This is a genomic window from Sphingomonas sp. UYP23 (assembly GCF_054059235.1).
On sequence record NZ_JBSSBX010000001.1, the window covers coordinates 3,028,787 to 3,052,046 of the forward strand.

The window sequence follows — 23,260 nt, forward strand, 5'->3', positions numbered from 1 at the left end:
AGTCGTACGTCGGAGTTTCTTGCTGGGGTCAATGCGATGCGCCGAAAGTGTCTGCAGAGCTGCTGTGTCACCATCCTGCTTTCAGGCGCGGCGCCAGGCGTCGCTGATGCCGCCGATTTCGAATCGCGCATCGTTTCGCTGGAAGATCCCGCGACCTCGCAAGATCCCGCGGTCCCGCACGGCACGACCGCTCGCGCTCTCGTATCGGTGCTTCCGCATGCCGAAACGGGTGCTCAGCCCGCGGTGTCATACGATCTGCGGGTGGCGCGTGGCTATCAGGCGAACGCGGTGACGGCGCTCAAACAGAATTTGCGCGCGCGCGGTACCGGTATGACCGACGCCTATGCCCATGGCGATCACGGTCTGCGGGTGTCGGTCGGATCGAGCTATCACATGCGCTACCGCGCTTCGGATGCCGGGCCGGGCGCGGCGGCGGGTAGGGCCGCATTGATGCGGCTTCCGGTCGGCGCGGTGAACCTGCGCGACGGCTATGAGAGTTACGCGCCCGTTGCGATGCTGGGATATGACGCGGCGGTCAGCGAACGGATGAAGATCGGGGTGGAGGGCGGCATGATGGTCGGGCGCTCTACCGCGATGTACGCCGACGAAACGCTACCTGGCATGCGCGACGACAGCCATTCCGCGCGCAATCCCGTCGCCGATCTGGTGATGACCTACGCGTTCTGACGCCGCGTCGCCCCGCGCCTACCAGCGATAGTTGAAGCTGATGCTCACACGCTCGGTCTTGGCAGTGCCGGGCGCGACTTCGTGGCGCAGCCAGCTTTCCCACAGCAGCACGCTGCCTGCCTGCGGCTCGACATAGACGAAGGTCTTGAGCGCATCGGCGACATCGTCACGGCGGCGCGGGGCCGCCATCATCATCGGCAGCCGCGGATCCTCGAACTTGATCGCGCCGGCACCCGGCGGGGCGGCGATGTAGACCGTTCCCGAGATCACGCTGTGCGGGTGGATATGCCCGGAATGCGCGCCGCCCGGTTTCATCACATTGACCCACAGGCTGTCGAGCTTGAGCTTGCCGCCGTCGAGCTCGAAGCCGCACGCCTCGGCGAAGGCGGCGACATGCTTGTTGAGCAGCTTGACCAGATCGGCGAACGCCGGGTCGCGCATCGGCAGGTCGTTGAGCGAGGCGTAGGAAGTGTAGCCACGATAGCCATTCGCCTTCGACCAGCTGCGTCCGGCGCGATCATCCTCGGCGAGCGCGTGGCACGAGCGTTCGAGGTCGGCGACCAGCGCCGCGTTCTTGAGCTTCGCTTCATAGAGCGGGGTAGCGAACAGCGAGCGGGTCGAGGCATTCTTCATGCTGCGGCCTATCCTCCAGTGCGACGCCGTTGCCAAGGTGTCGGATGCGAGTCTAGGTTTCGCGCGTGAACTTTGCAGATCTCGTCGCGCCGCTCGATAGCGCAGTTTTCCGGTCGACCTATTGGGGCGTGCAGCCCGTGCATATTCCCGCGCCGCCGGGTGGGCGGGGCGCTCTGCTCGATTGGCCGCGCTTTTCCGAACTGCTCGGCGTCGGCGCGCACTGGACCGCGTCCAATCTCAAGCTGATCCTCAACAGCCGGCCGATCGTTCCCGATTTCTATCTCGACGGCGATGCGACGATGTCGCTCGAGACCCGCCGGGCCGATCCGGCGCGAGTCGATGTGTTTCTCGGGATGGGCGCCAGCCTGGTTGCGAACGATATCGAACGCATCGCGCCAGAGATTCGCGACTGGACGCAGATGCTGGGCGACCATTTCGCCGCGCTGACCAACGCGAACGTCTATTGCTCGTTCAAGGGCGTCCAGGCGTTCGCCACCCATTTCGACGTGCACGACGTCTTCGCGGTCCAGTGCGAGGGCGAGAAGATCTGGCGCGTCTATCAGAATCGTGCCGACACGCCGCTCGCTGCGCCGCATGGTGGCGAAGAGGTGCAGCGCCAGATCGACGCGGCGCGCGGGCCGCTGCTCGCCGAGGTGCGGATGCGGCGTGGCGACGTGCTGTATCTGCCGCGCGGCTGCTACCATGATGCCTTGGCGCAGGATGGCGCGTCGCTGCACGTGACCTTCGCGGTCGCCCCGCTGACGGGCATGACGCTGTTGCGCGTGCTCGAGACCGAGGCGCGACGCGATCCGCAGTTTCGCGCGTATCTGGCGGATGCGCGGGTCGATGCGGGCGCGCCGCTCGAGGCGCAGTTGCGCGCGCTGGCGACGCGGCTGGGCGAACTCGCCGCCAGCCCGTTGGTGCGCGACGCGGTGATCGACGCGCAACGCGCACGGACGCGCCCCACGCACGCCCTCACGCTGCCGCAGCGGCCCGCGCTGGCTTCCTATGCGCGGACCCAGCGCCCTGCGCGGATCGATTGGCGCGATGCCGGGATGATGCTGCTAACGCAGAGCGGCACGCATCCGCTCGGGACGTTCGGGGCGGTGGCCGAATATGCGCTGTCGCGGCCGGCGTTCTCGGCGCAGGAGTTGCGCGCGCGGTTCGCGCACGTGCCGTTGGCCGAGCATCAGGCGCTGATCGCCCTGCTGGTGCGCGAACGGCTGTTCGAACGCTACACGCCCGAGGTATGACCGCGCGGCGGGCGTTCAGCCCGCGAGGCGCACCGCGACGTCGCTCATGAACCGCCCATCGTCGCCACCCGCCAGCCACGGCGCTTCGGCCGCGACTGCGCCAAGCATGTCGGCGAGCGAGTCCATTTCGGCCTTGGCGTAATTCCCGAGCACGTAGGGGCTGACCTTGTCCTTGTGGCCGGGGTGGCCGATGCCGAGGCGAACGCGCCGAAAGGCGTTGCCGATATGCGCTTCGGTCGAGCGCAGGCCGTTATGCCCCGCGGTGCCGCCGCCGGTCTTCACTTTCACGCGGAACGGGTCGAGGTCGAGCTCGTCGTGGAAGACGGTAACGTCGCCCTCGGCGAGCTTGTAGAACCGCATCGCCTCGCCGACGCTGCGACCGCTTTCGTTCATGAAGGTGGCGGGTTTCAGGAGCAGGATCTTTTGCGCGCCGATGCGGCCTTCCTGCGTCCAGCCCTGGAACGCCTTCTTGACCGCGCCGAAGCCATGCATCTCGGCGATCGTGTCGAGGACCATGAAGCCGACATTGTGCCGATTGAGCGCATATTGCGCGCCGGGATTGCCCAGGCCGACCCAGATTTGCACGGCGAAAGCCTACCTTTTCAAACAAACGGGGCTCAAACGAACGGGCAGCGAAAGCGTCTGCTTCCGCTGCCCCGATTGTGCGCATCCCGCAAGGGGACGGCAGCGGCTTACTCTGCCTTGTCGCCTTCGGCGTCGTCGGCAGCGGCTTCGGCTTCTGCCTCGGCTTCCGATTCAGCCGATTGGGCTTCGGCGACCGCAGCCTCGAGCTCTTCGTCCTCGACGGTCGGGACCGTCGGCGGAACGATCGTCGCGATCGCGAAGTCGCGGTCGGTGATCGCCGGCGTCACGCCCTTGGGCAGCTTGACGTCCGAGATGTGGATCGAGGCACCGACGTCGAGACCTGCCAGCGAGATCGTGATCTCGGTGGGGATGTCGGCTGCGTCGCACACCAGCTCGAGCTCGTGGCGGGTGATGTTGAGCACGCCGCCAGCCTTGGCGATACCGGGGGCATCGTCCTCGTCAGCGAACACGATCGGCACGTTGACATGCACGGTGGTGTGCGCGCCGATGCGCAGGAAGTCGACATGCGTCGGACGATCGGTGACGGCGTCGAACGAGACGTCCTTCGGCAGGGTGCGGATCTGCTGGCCACCGGCGTCGACCATGACGACCGAATTCATGAAGTGACCCGTCATGAGGAGACGCATCAGCGCCTTTTCCTCGACATGGATCGAGAGGGGTTCTTGCTTGTTGCCGTAGATCACGGCGGGGACGCGGCCTTCGCGACGAAGCAAACGGGAGGCTCCCTTGCCAACCTGTTCGCGCGTCTCGGCTGCGAGCTCCAATTGGTCGCTCATTGCATTACTCCGAAATACGGTTGTGGTGTTTCCGGCCAAGCCTCCAGGGATGACCCTGGCCGAAGCTCGGCGCTATAGGGGAGAGAGGCGGGAAGCGCAATATCGCAACTCCCTCTCCCATCGGGAGAGGAGTTTCGGGTCGGCCAAGCCCCGCATGGCCTGAACAGCGCGGGGCGCTGTTCATCCGAAACTGGGCCCGCGCCGCAGGCGGGGGAAGGGTGAGGGCGAAGCGGAACACCCAGCCACCCTCATCCGGCGCTTCGCCCCACCGTCTCCCAGAGGGAGAAGGATCTTCACTCGACCCGTTCGACCTTCAGCCCCTGCGCCTGCAGCATCGTAACGACCGAACCCGGCCCAACCAGATGCCCGGCGCCAACGGCAACGAACACCCGCCCAGGCCGCGCCAGCCGGCGCCCGATCGCGCTCGCCCAGCGGGCGTTGCGATCGATCACCAGCGCCGCCCCCATCGCCGGATCGCGCCGCAACGGCGCGACATCGGCGGCAAGCCCCGCCGCATCGCCGGCTTTCCACGCAGTGAGCAGCGCGGCATCGCCCTTCGCCGCCGATAATGCGTCGCGCGCCGCGGCGATCAGCAGCGTGCGCTGCGACTCGGTTGGGAGGCGGTCGAACATCCGCAACTGCCCGTCGCGGCTTTCCAGCGCCCCGATCGCCTTGCCCGCGAACGCCTGCGTCAGCACAGCTTCGACGCCGTTGGCGGCAGCGGCATCGGCGATATGACCGGCCCCTGCGCTGATCGTCAGCGCCGCCGCCCAGGTCTTCAAGCCATCGAGCGTTTCCGGCGATTGGCCCGCGACCGCCATGCCACGCGACAGCACCCCGCGATCAGACGGGGCCACCCGCTCGAGCAACGGCGGCAAGCCCGGGTGCTCCGCCAGCGCCAGGAACTGCGCGCGTGCGGCGCCATCGTCGGCGGGCGGTACTTCGAGGATCAGCGTGTCCGCCGCCGCGATCGCGCCGGCCACCGCGGGCGTCTGCCACGCGACGCGGGGCGGTAGCGCGTGGATCGACCCGAACAGCCAGATCGTCGTATCGCCATCCGCCACGCGCCACAGCGCCGGATGCGCCGGAATCTCCGGCGCCTGCCCGCACCCGCCCAGCGCAAGCGCCAGCCCGATCGCCAGGCCCGCGCGGCTCAATAGCGGATCCGCGTCGCGACGATGCGATGCTTGGCGAGCTGCACCTGCACGCTGTCCTTGCCCGCCAGATGCCCCGCGCCGACCGCGATGAACACCGTGCCCGGCGTCTTCAGCCGCGTGTCGATCCAGTCCGCCCAGCGCGCGTTGCGATCGACCAGCAGCACCTTGTAAAGGGTCTTCTGCCCGGTCAGGTCCTCGTTCATCAGCTTGCTCAACCCCTCGGCGTCGCCGGCTTTCCATTTGTCGACCATCGCGTTGATCGTCGTATCGAACTTGTCGATGTCCTTCACGCTTTCGAGCAGGAAGGCGATCTGGTCGGCTTGCGGCAAGTCGTGGAAATACCCGAGCTGCTGTTCGAGCGTCTCGAGCCCTGTGACCGGCTTGCCCGACGCCTTGGCGGCAGCGTCGAGCGCCATCTCTGCACCATCAGCGGCGCTGAAGCCCGCCTTTTGCAGCGAGATCTGCGACATCGTTACCGCGGCAAACCACGGCTCGAAACGATCGAGCGCCGCGGCGGGAACGCCGAGCTTGGCGAGCGCAGCGGCGTACGCCGCGCGGCTCTTTTCGGGCAGCTTCTGCGTCAGCGTGGGGCCGGTCGGGTCCATCGCGAGCGGTCCGATCACTTTCTTGGCCTGCTCGGGCGTCGGCAAAGGGATTTCGAGCACGAGCTGGCCGCTCGCGTCGAACGCCTTGCGCACCGCCGAATCGAACCAGCTGAGGTTCGGCCTAAGTGCATGGACCGTGCCGAACAGATAGATCGTCGTGTCCTTGTCCTTCACCACCCACAGCGCTGGGTCGGCGGGGACGGAGGCGATGGGCGCGGGCGCGGGCGCAGCGGGTGCCGGGGCAGGCGCGGCAGTTTGCGGCGCGCTGTTGGCGGCCAGCAGCAGCGCGGCGAGCGTGACCACCGTCTGCCCGAAATCGAGCGTCTTCATGTTCCGATCCTTCTCAAAAAAGTGTGTCGAGGTCAGCGCAGCTTGCGCCAGGCATAAGCGAGGCCGGTCGAGACCAGCACCGCGAGATACAGCGTCATCGCATCGGGGGCGGGGACGAGCCCGCCCTTCCACAGGATCAGCCAGACCGGATAGGCGATCAGCAGCACGTTGGCACCGATCGTCGCGGCCCAGTAATTGTCGAGTCGCTGGAGCTCGTCCATCGTACGGTGATAGACGATGCTCCCCGCAGTCACCGCACCGATCATCAGCAGCGCGGCAAGGATCGCGAACCACGCCGGCAGCGAACCGCCGGTGGTGAGCGACGCCTCGCGCGGCTCGATCAGCGCGACGGTGAAACCGACCGCGCCGCCGAGCAGGCCGAGCACGGCAAACATGATCAGTGTACGGCGCGAGCGCGCCCGATCGGCGGCTTCGCCGGGGCCGATGTCATTCTGCGTCATGGGTATTTCCGGTCTGATCATCGAAAATCTCCTCGATCGGCATTTCGAACAGGCGCGCCAGCTTGAACGCCAGCGGCAGCGACGGATCGTATTTGCCGGTTTCAATCGCGTTGACCGCCTGCCGCGACACGCCGAGCCGGCCGCCAAGTTCGGCCTGGCTCCAGTCGCGTTCGGCGCGCAGCACCTTCAGGCGGTTCTTCATATCGGTTTCCATCGGAGTCGCATCGTCAGTCGAGTGGCGACGTCTGGCTTGCTGGATAATCGCGCATTGGTCTCTCCATCATGCGACACTGACACTATGTCAGCTGTCCATGACTAAATGACAGTGAGTCGTGTCTATGTCAAGAACCCCTGACAAAAGGTCAGTGCAGGCTGACGGACACGCGGACTGCCCCACGCGCGCAGTTGAAATTCCGCGCGCCCTGCGCCAAAGCCCGCGGCGTGACCGACAGACCGCTCAGCTTCCAGGGCATGATCCTAAAGCTCCACGAATACTGGAGCCAGCATGGCTGCCTCATCCTCCAGGCCTATGACATGGAGATGGGGGCGGGGACGTTCCACACCGCCACCACGCTGCGCGCGCTCGGGCCCAAGCCGTGGAACGCCGCCTTCGTCCAGCCGTGCCGCCGCCCGACCGATGGCCGCTATGGCGAGAACCCCAACCGGCTGCAGCATTATTACCAGTATCAGGTGATCCTCAAGCCGAGCCCGCCGAACCTGCAGGAGCTGTATCTCGGCAGCCTCGCGGCGATCGGCATCGATCCGCTGGTCCACGACATCCGCTTCGTCGAGGACGATTGGGAAAGCCCGACGCTCGGCGCGTGGGGCCTGGGCTGGGAAGTGTGGTGCGACGGGATGGAAGTCACCCAGTTCACCTATTTCCAGCAGATGGGCGGCTTCGACATGAAGCCCGTCGCGGGCGAGCTCACCTATGGGTTGGAGCGGCTCGCGATGTACGTGCAGAATGTCGACAATGTATACGACCTGGCGTTCAACGATGCCGGCGTGACGTACGGCGAGGTGTTCCACGAGAATGAGGTCGAGATGTCGACCTGGAACTTCGAGGTCGCCGACACCGACAGCCTGTTCGACGCCTTCCGCAAGCATGTCGCCGAGTGCGAGAACAGCCTCGCCGCCAAGCTGCCGATCCCGGCCTACGAGCAGGCGATCAAGGCGAGCCACGTCTTCAACCTGCTCCAGGCGCGGGGTGTGATCTCGGTCGCCGAGCGGCAGGCCTATATGGGCCGCGTGCGCGATCTCGCGAAGGGCAGTTGCCAGGCGTGGATGGACAAGAATGCCGAAGGCTGGAAGGCGGAGTATCCGACATGGAGCGCGGCGTGATGGCGACGGACTTCTCCCTCTCCCTGTGGGAGAGGGAAGGGGCCCGCTCGGCGCAGCCGAGTGGGAAGGGTGAGGACCGTTACCGCGCGTCTGCCCTCACCCTTCCGGCGCTTTGCGCCTCCCTTCCTCTCCCACAGGGAGAGGGATTGTGACGGACTTCTTGCTGGAGCTGCGCTCCGAGGAAATCCCTGCGCGGATGCAGGATCGCGCGCGCGAGGATCTCGCCAAGCTGTTCGCAGCCGAGCTCGCCAAGGCCGGCCTTCAGCCAGGCGACCTGCAGACCTACGCCACCCCGCGCCGCCTAGTGCTGATCGCCCGCGATCTGCCCGCGCAGACCGATGCTGTGTCGGAAGAGACCAAGGGCCCCAAGGTGAGCGCACCGCCACAGGCGCTCGAAGGCTTCCTGCGCAAGACCGGCCTGACGCGCGAGCAACTCGTCGAGCGTGACGGCATCCTGTTCGCGGTGATCGGCAAGCCCGGCCGCGCCACCGCCGACGTGCTGGCGGCCGCGATCCCCGCGATCGTCCGCGCGTTCCCGTGGCCCAAGGCGATGCGCTGGGGCGCTGCCTCGACCACGATGGAATCGCTGCGCTGGGTCCGCCCGCTGCAGGGGATCGTCGCCTTGTTCGGCGACGAGGTGATCGATTGCAAGATCGCCGGCATCACCAGCGGCGCCGCGACCGTCGGGCATCGCTTCCACCATCCGCACGTCATCACGATCGGCAACGCCAACGACTATGTCGAGAAGCTGCGCGCTTGCCATGTGATCGTCGACCAGGCCGAACGCCGCCAGATCATCGCGCTCGGCGCGACGATGGCCGCGCGCAAGGCCGGGCTCGAGCTGGTGCAGGACGAGGGGCTGCTGACCGAGAATGCCGGCCTCACCGAATGGCCGGTGCCGCTGCTGGGGCGGTTCGACGAGGCGTTCCTGGAAGTGCCGCCCGAGGTGATCCAGCTCACCGCGCGCGTGAACCAGAAGTATTTCGTGTGCCGCTCGGCCGACGGCGCGCTGGCGAACGCGTTCATCTGCACCGCCAACATCGACGCGGCCGATGGCGGCGCGAAGATCGTCGAGGGCAACCGCAAGGTGCTCGCGGCGCGGCTGTCCGACGCGAAATTCTTCTACGAGACCGATCTCAAGGTGCCGCTCGAGGAGCAGGCCGCCAAGCTCGACCGGATCGTGTTCCACGAAAAGCTCGGCACGGTGGCCGACAAGGTAGACCGCGTCGCGAAACTCGCGCGCTGGCTGGTGGAAGAGGGCATCGTAAAGCCCCTCCCCTTCAGGGGAGGGGTTGGGGGTGGGGCCGTGCCTCAAATCCCCAACGACGAAATCGCGGCACGGCCCCACCCCAACCCCTCCCCTGAAGGGGAGGGGCTTAAGGAACTGGCCGACCTCGCAGACCGCGCGGCACGCCTGTGCAAGGCCGATCTCGTCACCGGCATGGTCGGCGAATTCCCCGAGCTGCAGGGCCTGATGGGCGGCTATTACGCCGAGCGCCAAGGCGAACACCCCGCCGTCGCCGCGGCGATCCGCGATCACTACAAGCCGGTCGGGCAGGGCGATGATGTGCCGAGCGATCCGGTGACGGTGGCGGTGAGCTTGGCGGACAAGCTGGATACGCTCAGCGGCTTTTTCCTTGTCAATGAGCTTCCCACAGGGTCGCGCGATCCCTTCGCACTGCGACGTGCCGCGCTCGGCGTTATCGCTCTCATTCTCCAGAACGGTTTGCGCCTATCGTTAGGATCAGTGCTGCAAAAATGCGAGAATGACCATTTGCTGTCGGACTTGGTTCGTACAGCAGACGCCATCTCGGATTTGGGGCTTCAGGAATATAAAGATCGCAATTTCAATTTCATTCTCGAGGATGGAAGGCGATACCTTTACTACGGCGATCGTTTGATCGACGTCAGCCTGTGGCTAAACAAGTCAGCGGTTTATGACGAGGTTGATTGGGACTTGACCAATTTGCCTCTGCTTCTCGACTTCTTCGCTGACCGCCTCAAAGTCCAGCAACGCGAAGCCGGTGTCCGGCACGACCTGATCGACGCGGTGTTCGCGCTCGGTGGGGAGGACGATCTCGTCCGCCTGCTCGCGCGCGTGCGGGCGTTGCAGGGGTTTGTCGGGACCGAGGATGGGGCGAATTTGCTCGCCGGCTACAAGCGGGCGGCGAATATCCTGAAGAAGGAGGGCTTTTCTGCGCCTCCCCTCCCTGAAAGGGAGGGGCTGGGGGTGGGTCGGCCCGTGGCTGCCGACGCGCTCTCCGCGGGCCAACCCACCCCCGCCCCCTCCCTTCCAGGGAGGGGAGGAGAAACCCCGCCGGCGTACACGCCAGAATCCGCAGAGACGGCGCTCGCCGCCGCGCTCGACGCTGCCGAACCCGCCGCCTCCGCCGCGATCGAACGCGAGGATTTCGAAGCGGCGATGGCCGCGCTCGCGACGCTGCGCGCCCCGATCGACGCCTTCTTCGAGGGTGTCATCGTCAACGACCCCGAACCCGCCAAGCGCACGGCGCGACTCGGGCTGCTTGATCGCGTTCGTGCTGCGGTGCACAATGTGGCCGACTTCTCGAAGATCGAGGGCTAGCCCCGCGATGGTGTGACTTTACTGCGACTTTTGCCGACGCCTCCCCAGCGAAAACCAGGCACTAGGTAGGGATACTCCATGACGTACGTATATCGGTTCGGCGGCGGCGTTTCGGACGGGGGCAAGGGCGACCGGAACTTGCTGGGGGGCAAGGGCGCGAATCTTGCCGAAATGGCGTCGATCGGCCTGCCGGTCCCGCCGGGGTTCACGATCTCGACCGATTTCTGCGCGGTCTATTACGACGAGGGCGGGCAGTTCCCGGAAGGCCTGCGCGACGAGGTCGCCACCGGGATCGCGCATATCGAGGGCATCACCGGCAAGGCCTTCGGCGACGCCGCCGACCCGTTGCTCGTCTCGGTCCGCAGCGGCGCGCGCGCCTCGATGCCGGGCATGATGGACACCGTGCTCAACCTCGGCCTCAACGACCAGACCGTCGAGGGTCTCGCCGCCACGAGCGGCGACGCGCGCTTCGCGTGGGACAGCTATCGCCGCTTCATCCAGATGTATTCGGACGTCGTGCTCGAGCTCGATCATGGCGCGTTCGAGGAAGCGCTCGAGATCGCCAAGGAAGACCGCGGTTACTTCCTCGACACCGATCTCACCGCCGAAGATCTGCGCGCGCTCGTCGCCGAATACAAAGGCCTGGTCGAGAAGCAGTGGGGCAAGCCCTTCCCGCAGGACGTCCACGACCAGCTGTGGGGCGCGGTCGGCGCGGTGTTCGGATCGTGGCAGTCCGAGCGCGCGAAGGTCTATCGGCGCCTCAACGACATCCCCGCGTCGTGGGGCACCGCGGTCAACATCCAGGCGATGGTGTTCGGCAACATGGGCGACACTTCGGCGACGGGCGTGGCGTTCACGCGCGACCCCGCCAAGGGCGACCGCGCCTATTACGGTGAGTTCCTGATCAATGCGCAGGGCGAGGACGTCGTCGCCGGCATCCGCACCCCGCAATACCTCACCACCGCCGCGCGCGAGGCGGCGGGCGCCAAGCCGCTGTCGATGGAAGAGGCGATGCCCGTCGTGTTCGCCGAACTGGCGAAGGTGTTCGACCTGCTCGAGACGCATTACCGCGACATGCAGGACATCGAGTTCACCGTGCAGCAGGGCAAGCTCTGGATGCTCCAGACGCGCTCGGGCAAGCGCACCGCCAAGGCCGCGCTGAAGATCGCGGTCGACATGGCCGAAGAGGGGCTCATCAGCCGCGAAGAGGCGGTCGCGCGGATCGATCCGGCCGCGCTCGATCAGCTGCTCCACCCGACGCTCGACCCCAAGGCGCCGCGCGACGTACTGACCAAGGGCCTGCCCGCCTCGCCCGGCGCGGCCTCGGGCTTCGCGGTGTTCGACAGCGATACCGCCGAGAAGCGCGCCAATGCGGGCGATTCGGTGATCCTGATCCGCACCGAGACTTCGCCCGAAGACATTCACGGCATGCACGCCGCCCGCGGCATCCTGACGGCACGCGGCGGGATGACGAGCCACGCCGCCGTGGTCGCACGCGGCATGGGCCGTCCGTGCGTCTCGGGCGCGGGCTCGATCTCGATCGACGCCAAGGCCGGCGTGATGAAGGTCGGCGAGCGCACGATCCGCGAAGGCGATCTCGTCACGATCGACGGCACCACCGGCGAAGTGATGGCGGGCGAAGTGCCGACCGTGCAGCCCGAACTGTCGGGCGATTTCGCTGCATTGATGGTCTGGGCCGACGGCGTGCGTCGCCTGAAAGTCCGCGCCAATGCCGAGACCCCGCTCGACGCCAAGGTCGCGCGCGAATTCGGCGCCGAGGGCATCGGCCTGTGCCGTACCGAGCACATGTTCTTCGATGCGCAGCGCATCACCGACGTGCGCCAGATGATTCTCGCCGAGGACGAAGCAGGCCGTCGCACCGCGCTCGACAAACTGCTTCCCGAGCAGCGCTCGGACTTCGTGCAGCTGTTCGAGGTGATGGCGGGCCTGCCCGTCACGATCCGCCTGCTCGATCCGCCGCTCCACGAATTCCTGCCGCACGAGGAAACCGAATTCGCCGAGGTCGCGCGCTCGGCCGGGATCGACATCGCGGTGCTCAAGCGCCGTGCGGCCGAGCTGCACGAGTTCAACCCGATGCTCGGCCATCGCGGGTGCCGCCTCGGCGTGACCTATCCCGAAATCTACGAGATGCAGGCGCGCGCGATCTTCGAGGCGGCGATCGAGGTCGCGGTCAAGTCGGGCGCAGCACCTATTCCCGAGGTGATGATCCCGCTCGTCGGCACCGCGCGCGAGCTCGAGCTGATGAAGGCCGTGGTCGACAAGGCGGCCGAGGCTGTCTTCGCCGACAAGGGAAGCCGGGTCGAATATCTCGTCGGCACGATGATCGAGCTGCCGCGCGCCTGCCTGATGGCGGGCGAAATCGCCGAGATCGGCGAGTTCTTCTCGTTCGGCACAAACGATCTGACGCAGACCACGCTCGGCGTCAGCCGCGACGATGCGGCACGCTTCCTGACCACCTATGTCGAACGCGGCATCTATGCGCGGGATCCGTTCGTTTCGCTCGACGTCGAGGGCGTAGGGCAGCTGATCGGCATGGCGGCGGAGCGGGGGCGGGCAGCACGTCCCGGTATCAAGCTTGGCATCTGCGGCGAACATGGCGGCGATCCGGCGAGCATCGCCTTTTGCGAGACAACCGGTCTCGATTACGTTTCAGCCTCGCCCTACCGCGTGCCAATCGCGCGATTGGCGGCGGCGCAGGCGGCGCTGGCGAAGCGAGGCTGAACGGCGGTGGGGGTCGGGGTGTGGCCGCAGGGCAAGGCGCGGCTACCCCATCAGGCCTTCCGTATCGGCGTCTGCCGGCGCTGACCGCAGCGACGCCACTTCGCTGCGCCACCGGTTCCGCGCGATATACCCCGCAGGCAGGTCGAGTCGCGGCTCGAGCGCCAGTTCGTCCTGTGCCGAGAGCGACTCGATATCTTCGAAGCGCACCAGGCCGAGGCTGAACAGCCGCATCGCGAGCATCGCATCGATCCCGCTGATTCGCTTCAGATCGTCACGCGGACGGCCGTTCGGCGCGGGTGAGGGCAGCGCGGGCGCTGGCGGCGCGGGAGTGGCCGGAGACGGGGTGGCGAGGGACTCGGCGGTCGCGGCCGCTGCCACGCCTGCGCCGCTCGCAGCGGCATCCGCGCGCAGCCGCGCGATCGTCCGTTCGGCATCGGCATGGTCGGCGTGCAGCACCGTCAGCGCGTCGTTCAGGTCGGACGCGCGCTGCTGCGCGGCGCGCAACCGGTCCTCGACATCGCGGTGATAGCTGGCAAAGCGCGCGGCCTGCCCCCGCGCGCGCCGCTTCCATCTGGCGTCGCGGGGCGCGCTCGCCAGACCGAGCAGCCATCCGGCGAACAACCCGACCGCCAGCAGGACGAACTGCTCGGCTGGAGCGAACTGCATGGCATCATCCCCCGACACAATATCGTGGAATAAAATGCCGTTAACCACGCCCCGCTGCAAGAGCGCTTGCGGTCGGGCTTAGTGGCTGAACGCGTCGGAGATCGAGCAGGCGGCGGGCCCGAGAATGACGACGAACAGCGTCGGCAGGATGAACAGGATCAGCGGGATCGTCATGATCGCGGGCAGCCGCGCGGCCTTTTCCTCGGCGCGCATCATGCGTTCATTGCGGAACTCGCCCGACAGCACGCGGAGCGCGGAGGCCAGCGGCGTTCCGTACTTTTCGGTCTGGATCATCGTCGTGACGACGCCCTTGACCGCGTCCAATTTGACCCGCTGGGCGAGGTTCTCGAACGCCTGCCGGCGCTCCGAGAGAAAGCCGAGCTCGATCGCGGTGAGCGTGAATTCGTCGCCGAGTTCGGGGTAGGCGCGGCCAAGTTCGCGCGCGACGCGCTGGAACGCGGCATCGACCGTGAGTCCCGCTTCGGCACAGATCACCAGCAGGTCGAGCGCGTCGGGCAAACCCTTCTGGATCGCGGTCGAGCGCTTGGTGACGAGGTTGTTGAGATAGATATCGGGCGCCTTGTACGACAGCACGAAGTTCATCGCGACGAGCGCATACGCCTTCCACGGCGTCCATCCGGCGAACATCGACGTGCCGTATACGACATAGACGCCGAACACGCCCCAGGTGAGCGGGAGCATGAGGCGGCCGAAGATCACCGCGACGGCATATTCCTTCGATCGGATGCCGGCCTGCATCAGCTTGATCTGCGCTGCCTTGACCTGACTGTCCTGCAGCACCTTGAGGTTCGACAGCAGTGCCTTGATCCGGTCGGTCGTCTCGTTCTTGGTGACGAGCTTGGCGCGGCGCTTGGTCGAGGCGGTGATGCCCGCTTTCAGCTGTTCGCGTCGGTCGTTGAGCGCCTTGACGCGCTTGGTCATCGGGTCGCGCGCGGTGGTCGCGGCATAGACCGCGAGCAGCACCATCAACGCGGCGACGCCGGCAAGGAGGGTGGCGACGGTGTAGACGTCGATCCCGAGGACGTGCGGGCCGGTGGGCGAGCTGACTGGATTCATCGCATCAAATCTCGAAATTGACCATGCGGCTCATGATGAACGCGCCGAGGCCCATCCAGATCAGCCCGCCACCACCGACGACCATCAGCCGCTGATCGACGAAGAAGTTCTGCATGTAGCTGCCGTTGATCATCCAGATCATGCCGAACACGATGAACGGCAGCGACCCGACGATATAGGCCGAGGCCTTCGATTCCGACGACATCGCCTTGATCTTGAGCTTCATCTGGGTGCGCATCCGCAGCACGTTGGCGAGGTTGGCGAGCGTCTCGGCGAGGTTGCCGCCGGTCTCGCGCTGGATCGCGATGGTGATGACGAAGAACTGAAATTCGGGCGTGCCGAGCCGGTCGGCGGTTTCCTGAAGGGCTGCGTCCATCGTCCGGCCGATCTTCATCTTGTCGGTGATGTTCTTGAACTCGACGCCGACCGGGCCATCGACCTCGGCGCCGACCACCGCGATCGTCTCGGTGATCGGCAGGCCCGAGCGCAGGCCGCGGACGAGCAGCTCGATCGCGTCGGGGAATTTGGCGGTGAACTTGGCGATCCGGCGCTTGATGAAGAAGCCGACGACGATGTGCGGGATGCCCGCGCCAACGACGATGCCGAGCAGCAGCCCGAGCAACACCGGCAGGCCAAGGATCGACAGCAGGATCGTGACCGTCATCGCGATGCCGATCGTCGCCATGCCATATTGGCCGACGGTCCAGGTCTTGCCGGTCATTGCCAGGCGCTTCTTGAGCAGGGCCGGGCGCGGCAGGAAGCGCGCGGCGGCGGCATCCATCTTGGTGCCTTGCATCGCCGAGATGCGGCGCAGCTGCGCATCGGCGAGCGTGTTCGCCGACTCGCTGTGCCGCGCGCGCAGCGCCGCGACCCGGCGTGTGCGGGCACGTTCGGGCGAGGGGCCGGCGAAGGCGAACGCGATCATCATCAGCATGATCAGCGCGCCGCCACCCAGCGAAAGAACGGGCATCAAGTCCATTGGCCTATCAAGCGCTCCGCTTCGTTACGACGGCGTTTACGGCGCCCCCAAAACTCGTCATTGGCGTGCAATCACGCCTTTTTCTTGCGCGACACCATCGCCTTGAAGTCGAACTTGCCGACAAGCGAGGGGCCCTTGCCCGCGGGCTTCTTCTTTTCCGCGCTGTCGATCGGCTCGGCCGAATCGCCGACCGCCATCAATTTTGTCGCGAGCTCGACGATCGGCAGGACCGTCTTCGAGCCCTTGCCGGCCTCGGCGAAGGGCTTGCCGAGCTTGGCGGATTGCGCCGCGAGCTTTTGGTCGAACACGACGCTGATATCGATCTTGCGCTCGATCGACCCTTCGAAATCCTTGCGGCTGATCTCGAGCTGCGCGGTCGGCTGGACGCGGTTGGCGACGACCACGACCTGCGTCTGCGGCGCGTTCGACTTCATCCACGACAGCAATCGGATCGTGTCGCGCGCGGCGGCGAGCGTCAGCTCGGTGACGATTACCGCGACCTGGATGTCCGAGATGAGATGCGGATGCTGCACCAGCATGCCGCGCGGCAGATCGACCACGGTGCATTCGAACGCGGCGCGCATCTCCTCCTGCAACTGGTAAAAGGCCGATCCGTCGGTCATCAGCGGCGAATTGATCGGCGCCTCGGCCGACAGCACCGACAGCCGCTCGCTCGATTTGACCATCGCGCGTTCGATGAACAGCCCGTCAATGCGGCTGGGATTCTCGATCGCGTCGGTCAGGCCGCGGCCGGGCTCGAGATCGAGCGACAGCGCGCCAGTGCCGAAATGCACGTCGAGATCGAGCAAGGCGGTGGTCCGCGCGCCCTTCTCGCTCAGCACCCAGGCGACCGAGGTCGCCATGCTCGACGCGCCGACACCGCCGCGCGCGCCGATGAACGCGGTCGAGATATGCGGCCGCTCGGTCGATGCCTCGACCGCCTTGGGGGCGTTGAGGATCGCCTGCGCGTTGGTGAACGCCTCGCGCAGCATATCGGGGTTGAGGGGTTTCAGCAGATAATCCTGGATTCCGCTGACGACCAAGTCGCGGTAGAGCCGGACATCGTTGACCTGGCCTGCCGCGATCACCACCGTGCCGGGCTCGCACACTTCGGCGAGCGCGTTGATGTCGTTGAGCGGATCGCCGCTCTCCGAAAGATCGACGAACAGAATCTGCGGCGAGGCCGAGACCGACAGCGACTGGACCGCGTTGCGCAGGCCGCCCTTGTTCACCTTTTCGGGCGCCCAGCCCATTTCGATCGCGATCGGCCGCAGCGTCTCGGCCGTGGTCTCGTCGCAGACATAGGCGGAGAAGGGGTCGCGCAGACCCGTCCGGCCTGGATTGAACGGTGCGTTCATTATTTGCCCCCGGCGCTTTCGGCCTTGATGGTGGTGCCGCCCGCGCCACTCGGCGCAGCCTTGCGGAAGCTGTCGATCGCCTTGGCCGATGCGGCCTGATCGGCGACGCCGGTCCCGGTCTGGCCGAGCACGAAATCGGCCGGATTGGCGATCATGGCGGCAAGCGTCGCGTTGCTCGAGCAGCCGTAATTGGACGAGGTGTTCGATTCGAAATCGGTCGAGCTGTTGCGGCTGTAATCGGGGCAGCCGGGGACGCGCGCCTTCATCCGTGTGACGACAACGCGGATCGTGCCCGGCTGGACCGGCGCATTGGTGACCGGTGCATCGTCGGACACGAGCAGCCCGAAATGCGCGACCTGCCGCGCGACCGCGTCGCGCACGCCGGGGCCGTACGGGGCAGGGTCGTCGATCGCGACGCGGTCGCCATAGCCGACGCGCAGCGAGCTCATCCAGCCGGCGAGGCGCTGTTCCTCACCCGATGCGAGGTCGCCGCCGCTCGTCGCGACGTCGAGCGCGTAATCGGTGCGGCTGACGACCGGCTGGTGAACCGATTCGAGCCCGCGATTCTGCGTCCCCGCGCATGCCGTGACGAGCAAGGCGGGGAGCAGGGCGGATGCGATCAACAAGGTGCGCTTGACCATGGTCATGTTCCTCCGGCCTTAATTGCTGAAACCGGGCGCTGCGGTGGCGCCCTTTTTGGGGGTGCGCGCCGGGGCGGGCAGCGCCGGGAGCGGCGCGGCTGTCGCCCGCTCGCCCGGCGCTATCGGCGCGCGCATGGGCGGGGCGGATGCCGCGTTGCCAAAGCCCTGCGGCAGCGCGTCGACCGGCGCCATCGTCGGCTTGGGACGGTCGCCGCCATTGGTGCCGCCGCCGAGCTGCCCCATGATGACACGGCCGAGATCGGTCGGGGCCTTATAGCCATCGGTCGGCAGGACGATGTCGGCCGCATTGACCGGCTTGACCAGATACGGCGTGATCACGATCACCAACTCGGTCTCGTTGCGCTGGAAATTGTTCGAGCGGAACAGTGCGCCGAGGACGGGCATGTCACCAAGTGCCGGCGCTTTGTCGATCGAGTTGTTGTGGTTGTTCGACAGCAGCCCGGCGATCATCATGCTCTGGCCCGAGCCGAGCTCGACCGTCGTTTCGGCACGGCGTGTCGTCAGCGCCGGGATGTTGGTGCCCGAAAGCGTGACCGCGCCTTGCGACGAGAGCTGTGAGACTTCGGGCCGGACGTGCAGCGAAATCCGTCCGTCGGACAGCACGGTCGGAGTGTAGGAGAGGCTGACGCCATATTGCTTGTAATCGACCGACACCGCGCCGAGCCCCTGGGAGATCGGGATCGGGAATTCGCCGCCTGCCAGGAACGAGCCGGTTTCGCCCGAAATCACGGTGATATTCGGGTTGGCGAGGGTCGAGACTTGGCCGTCGGTCTCGCCCAGATCGAGCGAGGACAGCAGGTCCATTCCGAGCAGATGCCCGGCGACCCCGAGAGTGGTGCCGATGCCGCTTGCGGCGGGCTGGGTGAAGACGGTCTGGCCCGGAAGGGAACCGTCGGAATTGATCACACCGCTGCCGATCGTGCCCGGCGCAGTGGTGATCGTGCCTTGGCGCCCCTGACTGATGCCGAACAGCGTGCTGCCGGTGCCGCGGCTCGTCAGATTGACGCCGATCTTCTTGACGAAGCTGCGGCTGACTTCGGCGATGCGTACCTGCAGATTGACCTGCAGCGGCGTCGCCGCGCGCAGCCGGTTGATCACGCCGATCTTGAGGCCGGTCTCGCTCCCCGGCGCGGAGCCAGGGTTGAGCAGGCCGCTGACGAGCCGTTGCGCCGCCGCGCTGTCCTCGGGCGAGACGACGGTGCCGGTCAGCACCGCGATCTGGCCGACCGTGGTGACGCGGATGTCGCTGTCTGGCATGGCGAGCTTCACCATCCGGTCGATCGACGTCAGGTTCTGGCTGACGCGGACGTTGGCCGAATAGATCACAGCGCCGTTCGACGAGGTCGCGAAGAGCGTCGATTCGCCGAAATCCTTGCCGAACAGATGGATCTGGCGCGGGTTGCTGACATAGACGTCGGCGACCCCCGGGTTCGAGATCCACACGTCGCTGACATTGCCGGGCAGATTGATCAGCTCGCCCTGGCCGGTCGACAGCGTGACCTCGTTGGTCGGCCGCACCGTGCCCACGGGTGCCGATCCGATATGCGTTACGGCGTGGCTGGCCGGGCGGGCGGGCGAACCGCGCCGCGGCGGCTTGGCGCCCGCGGCCAGCGCCGAGATCGGCGCGCTGGCGACCAGCGCCGTCAGAACCGTCGCCGAAACGGCGCGGTGCAGAAAGCTGAGGGTGCGCATTACTTCTTCCCTTCGACGGCGACGTCGGTCACCGCATTGCCGCGAACGATATGGACCATCGGTCCGGCGGACACCGCACCCCCCCCGGGGAAACTGCCGGCAGCGGGCATCGAAGCCCCGCCCACCAAGCCGCCCTGGGCCGCCTTTCCAGGCACTGTGCTGCGCTGGAAGCGCGACACGTCGGCGCCAGTCGCCATCGTGCCGCTGCCCGCCGAGGGCGAGCTCGCAATGCGCGTCAGCATCGCCTTTTCGGCCTTGGGATCATCGGGCATGGTGACGTTGCCGCTGGCGATCGCCTGTTCGAGATCGCTGTTATTGTCGGCGATCGAGCGCAGCGACAGCGAGAGCGAGCCGAGCGTCTGTGCGACCGCAATCTGTTCGGCGATCTTGGGCGTCGCCTCGATCGTCACGTTGGAGAAGGTGCGGACGACCGACTTGCCATCCTCGCCGACGCCATTGTCGGTGCGCTGATCGGTGGCGAGCACGCGCAGGTTGCGCATGATCGTCTCGGCCGCCTTGAGGGGCGGGCCATCGCCGCCGCCGGGGACGGCTTGCGTCAGGATCAGGTCGATCCGGTCGCCGGGAAACACGAAGCCCGCGACGCTCGTCTGGGTCTGGACCGGAACGGTGACGGCGCGCATGCCTGGCCCGAGGGCTGCGGCGAGGAACCCGCGGTCGCCCGGCTTGACCAGGGCGCCCTGTGTCAGCGGCTGTCCGGCGGTGATCGCGTTGCGCACCACGGTGCCGATCAGCGTGCGCTGATCGAAGCCGTCCTTCCTGATGAAATAGGCGTTCTCGACGAGTTCCTTGGGCCAGGGCTGATACTTCAGCGCGGTGGCATCGAGGATCGTGCCGACGGGCAGCGCCTTGGTCGCGACGAGCACTTCGGGCCCGTTGATGGGCGGGGCGACCATGGCGGCGGCCTGCGGTGCCGCACTGCCGACGATCAGCGATCGCGCCATGAACGCGGTGATCGCAGCGACGATCAGCGCTCCCACCAGCAATAGGACCTTGCGACTATCCATCTCGAACCTTTCGAACGTGGGCGGTTGAGCCCGCGTTAAGCAATCACACCGAAGTGGTTAAAAAGCGGTTCACGAAGCGCGACCAGCGCGGCAATCGCGATCGCGACTCCGTAGGGAATCTCGATTTGCGTGGTGCGTCGGCGTAGGCGATGGTCGATCATCAGCAGTGCCGTCAGCACCCCGCCGACCAGCGACATCACGATCAGCATCCACACCAAGGGCACCAGTGGCAGCCAGAGCGCGAGCGCGCCGATCATCTTGACGTCGCCGCCGCCCATCCAGCCGAACTGGAACGCCGCGACGAACAGCGCGAACACGACCAGCGCTATCCCGAACTGGGATGCCATGTCGGGCCAGACCGCGAGCCCGCATGCCCACCAATAGAAGGGCGCGAGCACTGCGATCGCGGCGTTCTTCCAATTGGCGATCTCGCGCGTGCGCGCATCCTGGATCCCGGCCGAAACCAGAAGCAGCGCCAGCATGGCGAGCAGCACCGTTGCAAGAGAGTCCCCACTCATGTGGGAAAGCCCTAGACGACAGGCCTTTCAAAACCGTAACCACGATCCATGGTTTCCCCCCAGCTGTATCGACGCGCGATTCCCGCTGCGGCGCGGATCACGCGCTGGACCGCGCCCGATGGTTGGGTGCTGCGGCGGTTTGACTGGCCGGCAAACGGCACCCCGCGCGGGCGGATGCTGTTCCAGGGCGGGCGCGGCGATATCTTCGAGAAATATCTCGAGGCGTTCGCGCATTGGCAGGCGCAAGGCTGGTCGATCACCTCGTTCGACTGGCGCGGGCAGGGCGGATCGGGCCGGCTCTCGCCCAATCCGCATGTCGGCCATGTCGAGGATTTCCAGCACTATATCGACGATTTTCGGGCGTTTTGGGCGGGGTGGATCGCCGAAGGCGGCACTGGACCGCATGTCGCGATCGGGCATTCGATGGGCGGGCATCTGCTGCTGCGCGCACTTGTCGAGGGCGCGGTGGCGCCCGCTGCGGCGGTGCTGGTCGCACCGATGCTCGGGCTGCACAGCCCGCTTGGTGCGACGCTTGGCGAGCAATTGGCAGGGATGCTTGCCGGGATCGGCGACGCCGCGCGGCCGGCATGGCGCGGCAATGAGAAGCCTGCCACGACCGAGACGCGACAGGCGCTGCTGACGCACGATCAGCAGCGGTATGAGGACGAGATCTTCTGGCAATCGAGCAAGCCCGACCTGCTGCTCGGTCCGCCGAGCTGGCGCTGGGTGGCCGAAGCCTTCCGCTCGACCCGGCGGCTGCGCGCCGATTCGCGGCTGAATACGCTCGCCGTGCCGCTGCTGTTCGTGGTCCCCGACAATGACAAATTGGTCGCGCCGAAGGCGGCCTACGGCGTGGCCGCCAAGCTGCCCGATGCGCAGGTCGCGCGCTTTGGCAAGGAAGCGGCGCATGAAATCCTGCGCGAGGTCGATGCGGTGCGCACCTGCGCGATCGGCGCGATCGACGGCTTTCTCGCCGAACGCGCGCCGGTGAACCGCGTGCCGGGGAAACGGACATGACCCACTACGACGTCGCGATCGTCGGGGCGGGGATTGCGGGCGCGAGCCTTGCCGCTGCGGTCGCGCCGCACGCCTCGGTGGTGTTGCTGGAGGCCGAGGATTTGCCGGGCTATCATGCCACCGGACGATCGGCGGCGTTCTGGTCCGAGACCTATGGCGGACCGGGGATCCAGCCGCTGACCACCGCATCGGGGCCGGCGCTGCGCGCGGGTGGGTTCCTACAGGATCTCGGTTCGCTCCATATCGGCCGCGCCGAGGATGCTGCGGCGATCGACGCGTTTATCGCCGCCTTTGCAGGCAGCGGCGTTGCGCTCGAGCGCGTCGATCCGCACGCTTACGTGGCGGGCCTGCGTCCTGAATGGAGCCTCGGCATCTTCGAGGCGAGCAGCACCTATATCGACGTCGCCGCGCTCCACGCGCACTATCTCGCCCAGGCCAAGCGCGCGGGCGCGACGCTGCTCGTGTCGGCGCCGCTGCAAGGTGCCGCGCGCCGCGCTGCGCGCTGGGACGTGCAGACCGGCGCCGGGAGCGTCAGCGCAACGATCCTCGTCAATGCCGCTGGCGCCTGGGCCGATCAGGTCGCGCGAATCGCTGGCGTCGTGCCGATCGGCATCACCGCCTATCGCCGGACCGTCGTGCAACTCGCGACCGACCCGGCGGCACCCGACACGCTGCCGCACGTCGCCGACATTTCGGGCAACTTCTACTTCAAGCCCGAGGCGAACGGGCGTTTGTGGCTGAGCCCGCATGACGAGACCGAGGCGGCGCCCGGCGATGCCCAGCCCGAGGAGCTCGACGTGGCGATCGCGATCGACCGGTTCGAGCATGTCGTCGATTGGACGATCACGCGTGTCGAGCGGCGCTGGGCGGGATTGCGCAGTTTCGCGCCGGATCGCTTGCCGGTGTATGGCTTTGCGCCCGAATCGCCGGGCTTTTTCTGGTTCGCCGGGCAGGGCGGTTTCGGCATCCAGACGGCGCCAGCTGCCGCCGCGTTGGCCGCAGCGCTGCTGCTCGGCACAGCCCCTGATCTAAGCGTCGCGGCGATCGATCCCGCGCGCTACGCCCCCGATCGGTTCGTCACGGTGGCGTAA

At 66.8% G+C, this 23,260-nt stretch carries 22 protein-coding genes; 7 read left to right on the top strand and 15 right to left on the bottom strand.

Translation table 11 applies throughout. The annotated features are described in order from the left end of the window. The first annotated feature begins 36 nt into the window (after nucleotides 1-36). A complete protein-coding gene (locus tag ACVWYO_RS14970; protein WP_457352111.1) occupies nucleotides 37-687 on the top strand; it encodes a hypothetical protein in 651 nt (216 codons plus the stop codon). An 18-nt stretch (nucleotides 688-705) separates the two neighbouring features. Here the strand turns inward: ACVWYO_RS14970 and ACVWYO_RS14975 are convergent, their stop codons facing one another. Then, nucleotides 706-1,320 carry a TIGR02466 family protein gene (locus tag ACVWYO_RS14975; protein WP_457352113.1) on the bottom strand — a complete coding sequence of 205 codons (615 nt, stop codon included), beginning with the start codon at nucleotides 1,318-1,320 and terminating at the stop codon, nucleotides 706-708. A gap of 65 nt (nucleotides 1,321-1,385) precedes the next feature. On the opposite strand from ACVWYO_RS14975, the gene ACVWYO_RS14980 reads away from it, so the two are divergent. Further along, nucleotides 1,386-2,573: a JmjC domain-containing protein gene (locus tag ACVWYO_RS14980; protein WP_457352115.1), complete on the top strand. Its 1,188-nt coding sequence runs from the start codon at nucleotides 1,386-1,388 to the stop codon at nucleotides 2,571-2,573. Between the two features lie 15 nt (nucleotides 2,574-2,588). Here the strand turns inward: ACVWYO_RS14980 and pth are convergent, their stop codons facing one another. From pth to ACVWYO_RS15010, 6 genes are all read right to left on the bottom strand, one after another. Further along, entirely contained in the window at nucleotides 2,589-3,158 is a 570-nt protein-coding gene (gene pth, locus ACVWYO_RS14985; RefSeq protein WP_457352117.1) for an aminoacyl-tRNA hydrolase, read from the bottom strand. A 107-nt stretch (nucleotides 3,159-3,265) separates the two neighbouring features. Beyond that, nucleotides 3,266-3,955, bottom strand: a complete 690-nt coding sequence (locus tag ACVWYO_RS14990) for a 50S ribosomal protein L25/general stress protein Ctc (RefSeq protein WP_457352119.1) — start codon at nucleotides 3,953-3,955, stop codon at nucleotides 3,266-3,268. Nucleotides 3,956-4,248: 293 nt separating this feature from the next. After that, nucleotides 4,249-5,112: a TraB/GumN family protein gene (locus tag ACVWYO_RS14995; protein ID WP_457352121.1), complete on the bottom strand. Its 864-nt coding sequence runs from the start codon at nucleotides 5,110-5,112 to the stop codon at nucleotides 4,249-4,251. Then, nucleotides 5,109-6,047, bottom strand: a complete 939-nt coding sequence (locus ACVWYO_RS15000) for a TraB/GumN family protein (RefSeq protein WP_457352123.1) — start codon at nucleotides 6,045-6,047, stop codon at nucleotides 5,109-5,111. The genes ACVWYO_RS14995 and ACVWYO_RS15000 overlap by 4 nt, the downstream gene beginning before the upstream one ends. 32 nt (nucleotides 6,048-6,079) lie before the next feature. After that, nucleotides 6,080-6,508, bottom strand: a complete 429-nt coding sequence (locus ACVWYO_RS15005) for a hypothetical protein (protein ID WP_457352125.1) — start codon at nucleotides 6,506-6,508, stop codon at nucleotides 6,080-6,082. After that, nucleotides 6,495-6,710 (bottom strand): helix-turn-helix transcriptional regulator, encoded by a 216-nt coding sequence (locus tag ACVWYO_RS15010; RefSeq protein WP_332794359.1) that lies wholly within the window; start codon nucleotides 6,708-6,710, stop codon nucleotides 6,495-6,497. The genes ACVWYO_RS15005 and ACVWYO_RS15010 overlap by 14 nt, the downstream gene beginning before the upstream one ends. Nucleotides 6,711-6,979: 269 nt before the next feature. Here ACVWYO_RS15010 and ACVWYO_RS15015 point away from each other — a divergent pair, with 269 nt between their 5' ends. The 3 genes from ACVWYO_RS15015 to ppdK all read left to right on the top strand — a co-directional run bounded on the left by ACVWYO_RS15015 (nucleotide 6,980) and on the right by ppdK (nucleotide 13,175). Next, nucleotides 6,980-7,849 carry a glycine--tRNA ligase subunit alpha gene (locus tag ACVWYO_RS15015; protein WP_457355008.1) on the top strand — a complete coding sequence of 290 codons (870 nt, stop codon included), beginning with the start codon at nucleotides 6,980-6,982 and terminating at the stop codon, nucleotides 7,847-7,849. A 148-nt stretch (nucleotides 7,850-7,997) separates the two neighbouring features. Next, nucleotides 7,998-10,433, top strand: coding sequence for a glycine--tRNA ligase subunit beta (gene glyS, locus ACVWYO_RS15020; RefSeq protein WP_457352128.1), 2,436 nt, complete (start codon nucleotides 7,998-8,000; stop codon nucleotides 10,431-10,433). Between the two features lie 78 nt (nucleotides 10,434-10,511). Next, a complete protein-coding gene (gene ppdK, locus ACVWYO_RS15025; protein ID WP_457352130.1) occupies nucleotides 10,512-13,175 on the top strand; it encodes a pyruvate, phosphate dikinase in 2,664 nt (887 codons plus the stop codon). Between the two features lie 42 nt (nucleotides 13,176-13,217). On the opposite strand, the gene ACVWYO_RS15030 is transcribed toward ppdK, so the two are convergent. The 8 genes from ACVWYO_RS15030 to ACVWYO_RS15065 all read right to left on the bottom strand — a co-directional run bounded on the left by ACVWYO_RS15030 (nucleotide 13,218) and on the right by ACVWYO_RS15065 (nucleotide 21,152). Beyond that, on the bottom strand, nucleotides 13,218-13,841 hold the full coding sequence (locus tag ACVWYO_RS15030; RefSeq protein WP_457352132.1) for a hypothetical protein: 624 nt from the start codon (nucleotides 13,839-13,841) through the stop codon (nucleotides 13,218-13,220). A gap of 78 nt (nucleotides 13,842-13,919) precedes the next feature. After that, the gene (locus ACVWYO_RS15035; RefSeq protein ID WP_457352134.1) at nucleotides 13,920-14,918 is read right to left on the bottom strand and encodes a type II secretion system F family protein; all 999 of its coding nucleotides are present in this window, start codon (nucleotides 14,916-14,918) and stop codon (nucleotides 13,920-13,922) included. A 4-nt stretch (nucleotides 14,919-14,922) separates the two neighbouring features. Then, a complete protein-coding gene (locus ACVWYO_RS15040) occupies nucleotides 14,923-15,897 on the bottom strand; it encodes a type II secretion system F family protein (RefSeq protein WP_457352137.1) in 975 nt (324 codons plus the stop codon). A 71-nt stretch (nucleotides 15,898-15,968) separates the two neighbouring features. Next, nucleotides 15,969-17,255, bottom strand: coding sequence for a pilus assembly protein CpaE (locus tag ACVWYO_RS15045; RefSeq protein ID WP_457352139.1), 1,287 nt, complete (start codon nucleotides 17,253-17,255; stop codon nucleotides 15,969-15,971). After that, on the bottom strand, nucleotides 17,255-17,896 hold the full coding sequence (locus ACVWYO_RS15050) for a CpaD family pilus assembly protein (protein WP_457355010.1): 642 nt from the start codon (nucleotides 17,894-17,896) through the stop codon (nucleotides 17,255-17,257). The genes ACVWYO_RS15045 and ACVWYO_RS15050 overlap by 1 nt, the downstream gene beginning before the upstream one ends. A gap of 18 nt (nucleotides 17,897-17,914) precedes the next feature. After that, on the bottom strand, nucleotides 17,915-19,609 hold the full coding sequence (locus ACVWYO_RS15055) for a type II and III secretion system protein family protein (RefSeq protein ID WP_457352141.1): 1,695 nt from the start codon (nucleotides 19,607-19,609) through the stop codon (nucleotides 17,915-17,917). Beyond that, nucleotides 19,609-20,634, bottom strand: a complete 1,026-nt coding sequence (gene cpaB, locus ACVWYO_RS15060) for a Flp pilus assembly protein CpaB (protein ID WP_457352143.1) — start codon at nucleotides 20,632-20,634, stop codon at nucleotides 19,609-19,611. The genes ACVWYO_RS15055 and cpaB overlap by 1 nt, the downstream gene beginning before the upstream one ends. 35 nt (nucleotides 20,635-20,669) lie before the next feature. Further along, nucleotides 20,670-21,152 (bottom strand): A24 family peptidase, encoded by a 483-nt coding sequence (locus ACVWYO_RS15065; RefSeq protein ID WP_457352145.1) that lies wholly within the window; start codon nucleotides 21,150-21,152, stop codon nucleotides 20,670-20,672. Between the two features lie 48 nt (nucleotides 21,153-21,200). Here ACVWYO_RS15065 and ACVWYO_RS15070 point away from each other — a divergent pair, with 48 nt between their 5' ends. Both ACVWYO_RS15070 and ACVWYO_RS15075 read left to right on the top strand, forming a co-directional pair. Next, nucleotides 21,201-22,169 carry an alpha/beta fold hydrolase gene (locus ACVWYO_RS15070; RefSeq protein ID WP_457352147.1) on the top strand — a complete coding sequence of 323 codons (969 nt, stop codon included), beginning with the start codon at nucleotides 21,201-21,203 and terminating at the stop codon, nucleotides 22,167-22,169. Further along, nucleotides 22,166-23,260, top strand: coding sequence for an NAD(P)/FAD-dependent oxidoreductase (locus ACVWYO_RS15075; RefSeq protein ID WP_457352149.1), 1,095 nt, complete (start codon nucleotides 22,166-22,168; stop codon nucleotides 23,258-23,260). Before ACVWYO_RS15070 ends, ACVWYO_RS15075 begins: the two co-directional genes overlap by 4 nt.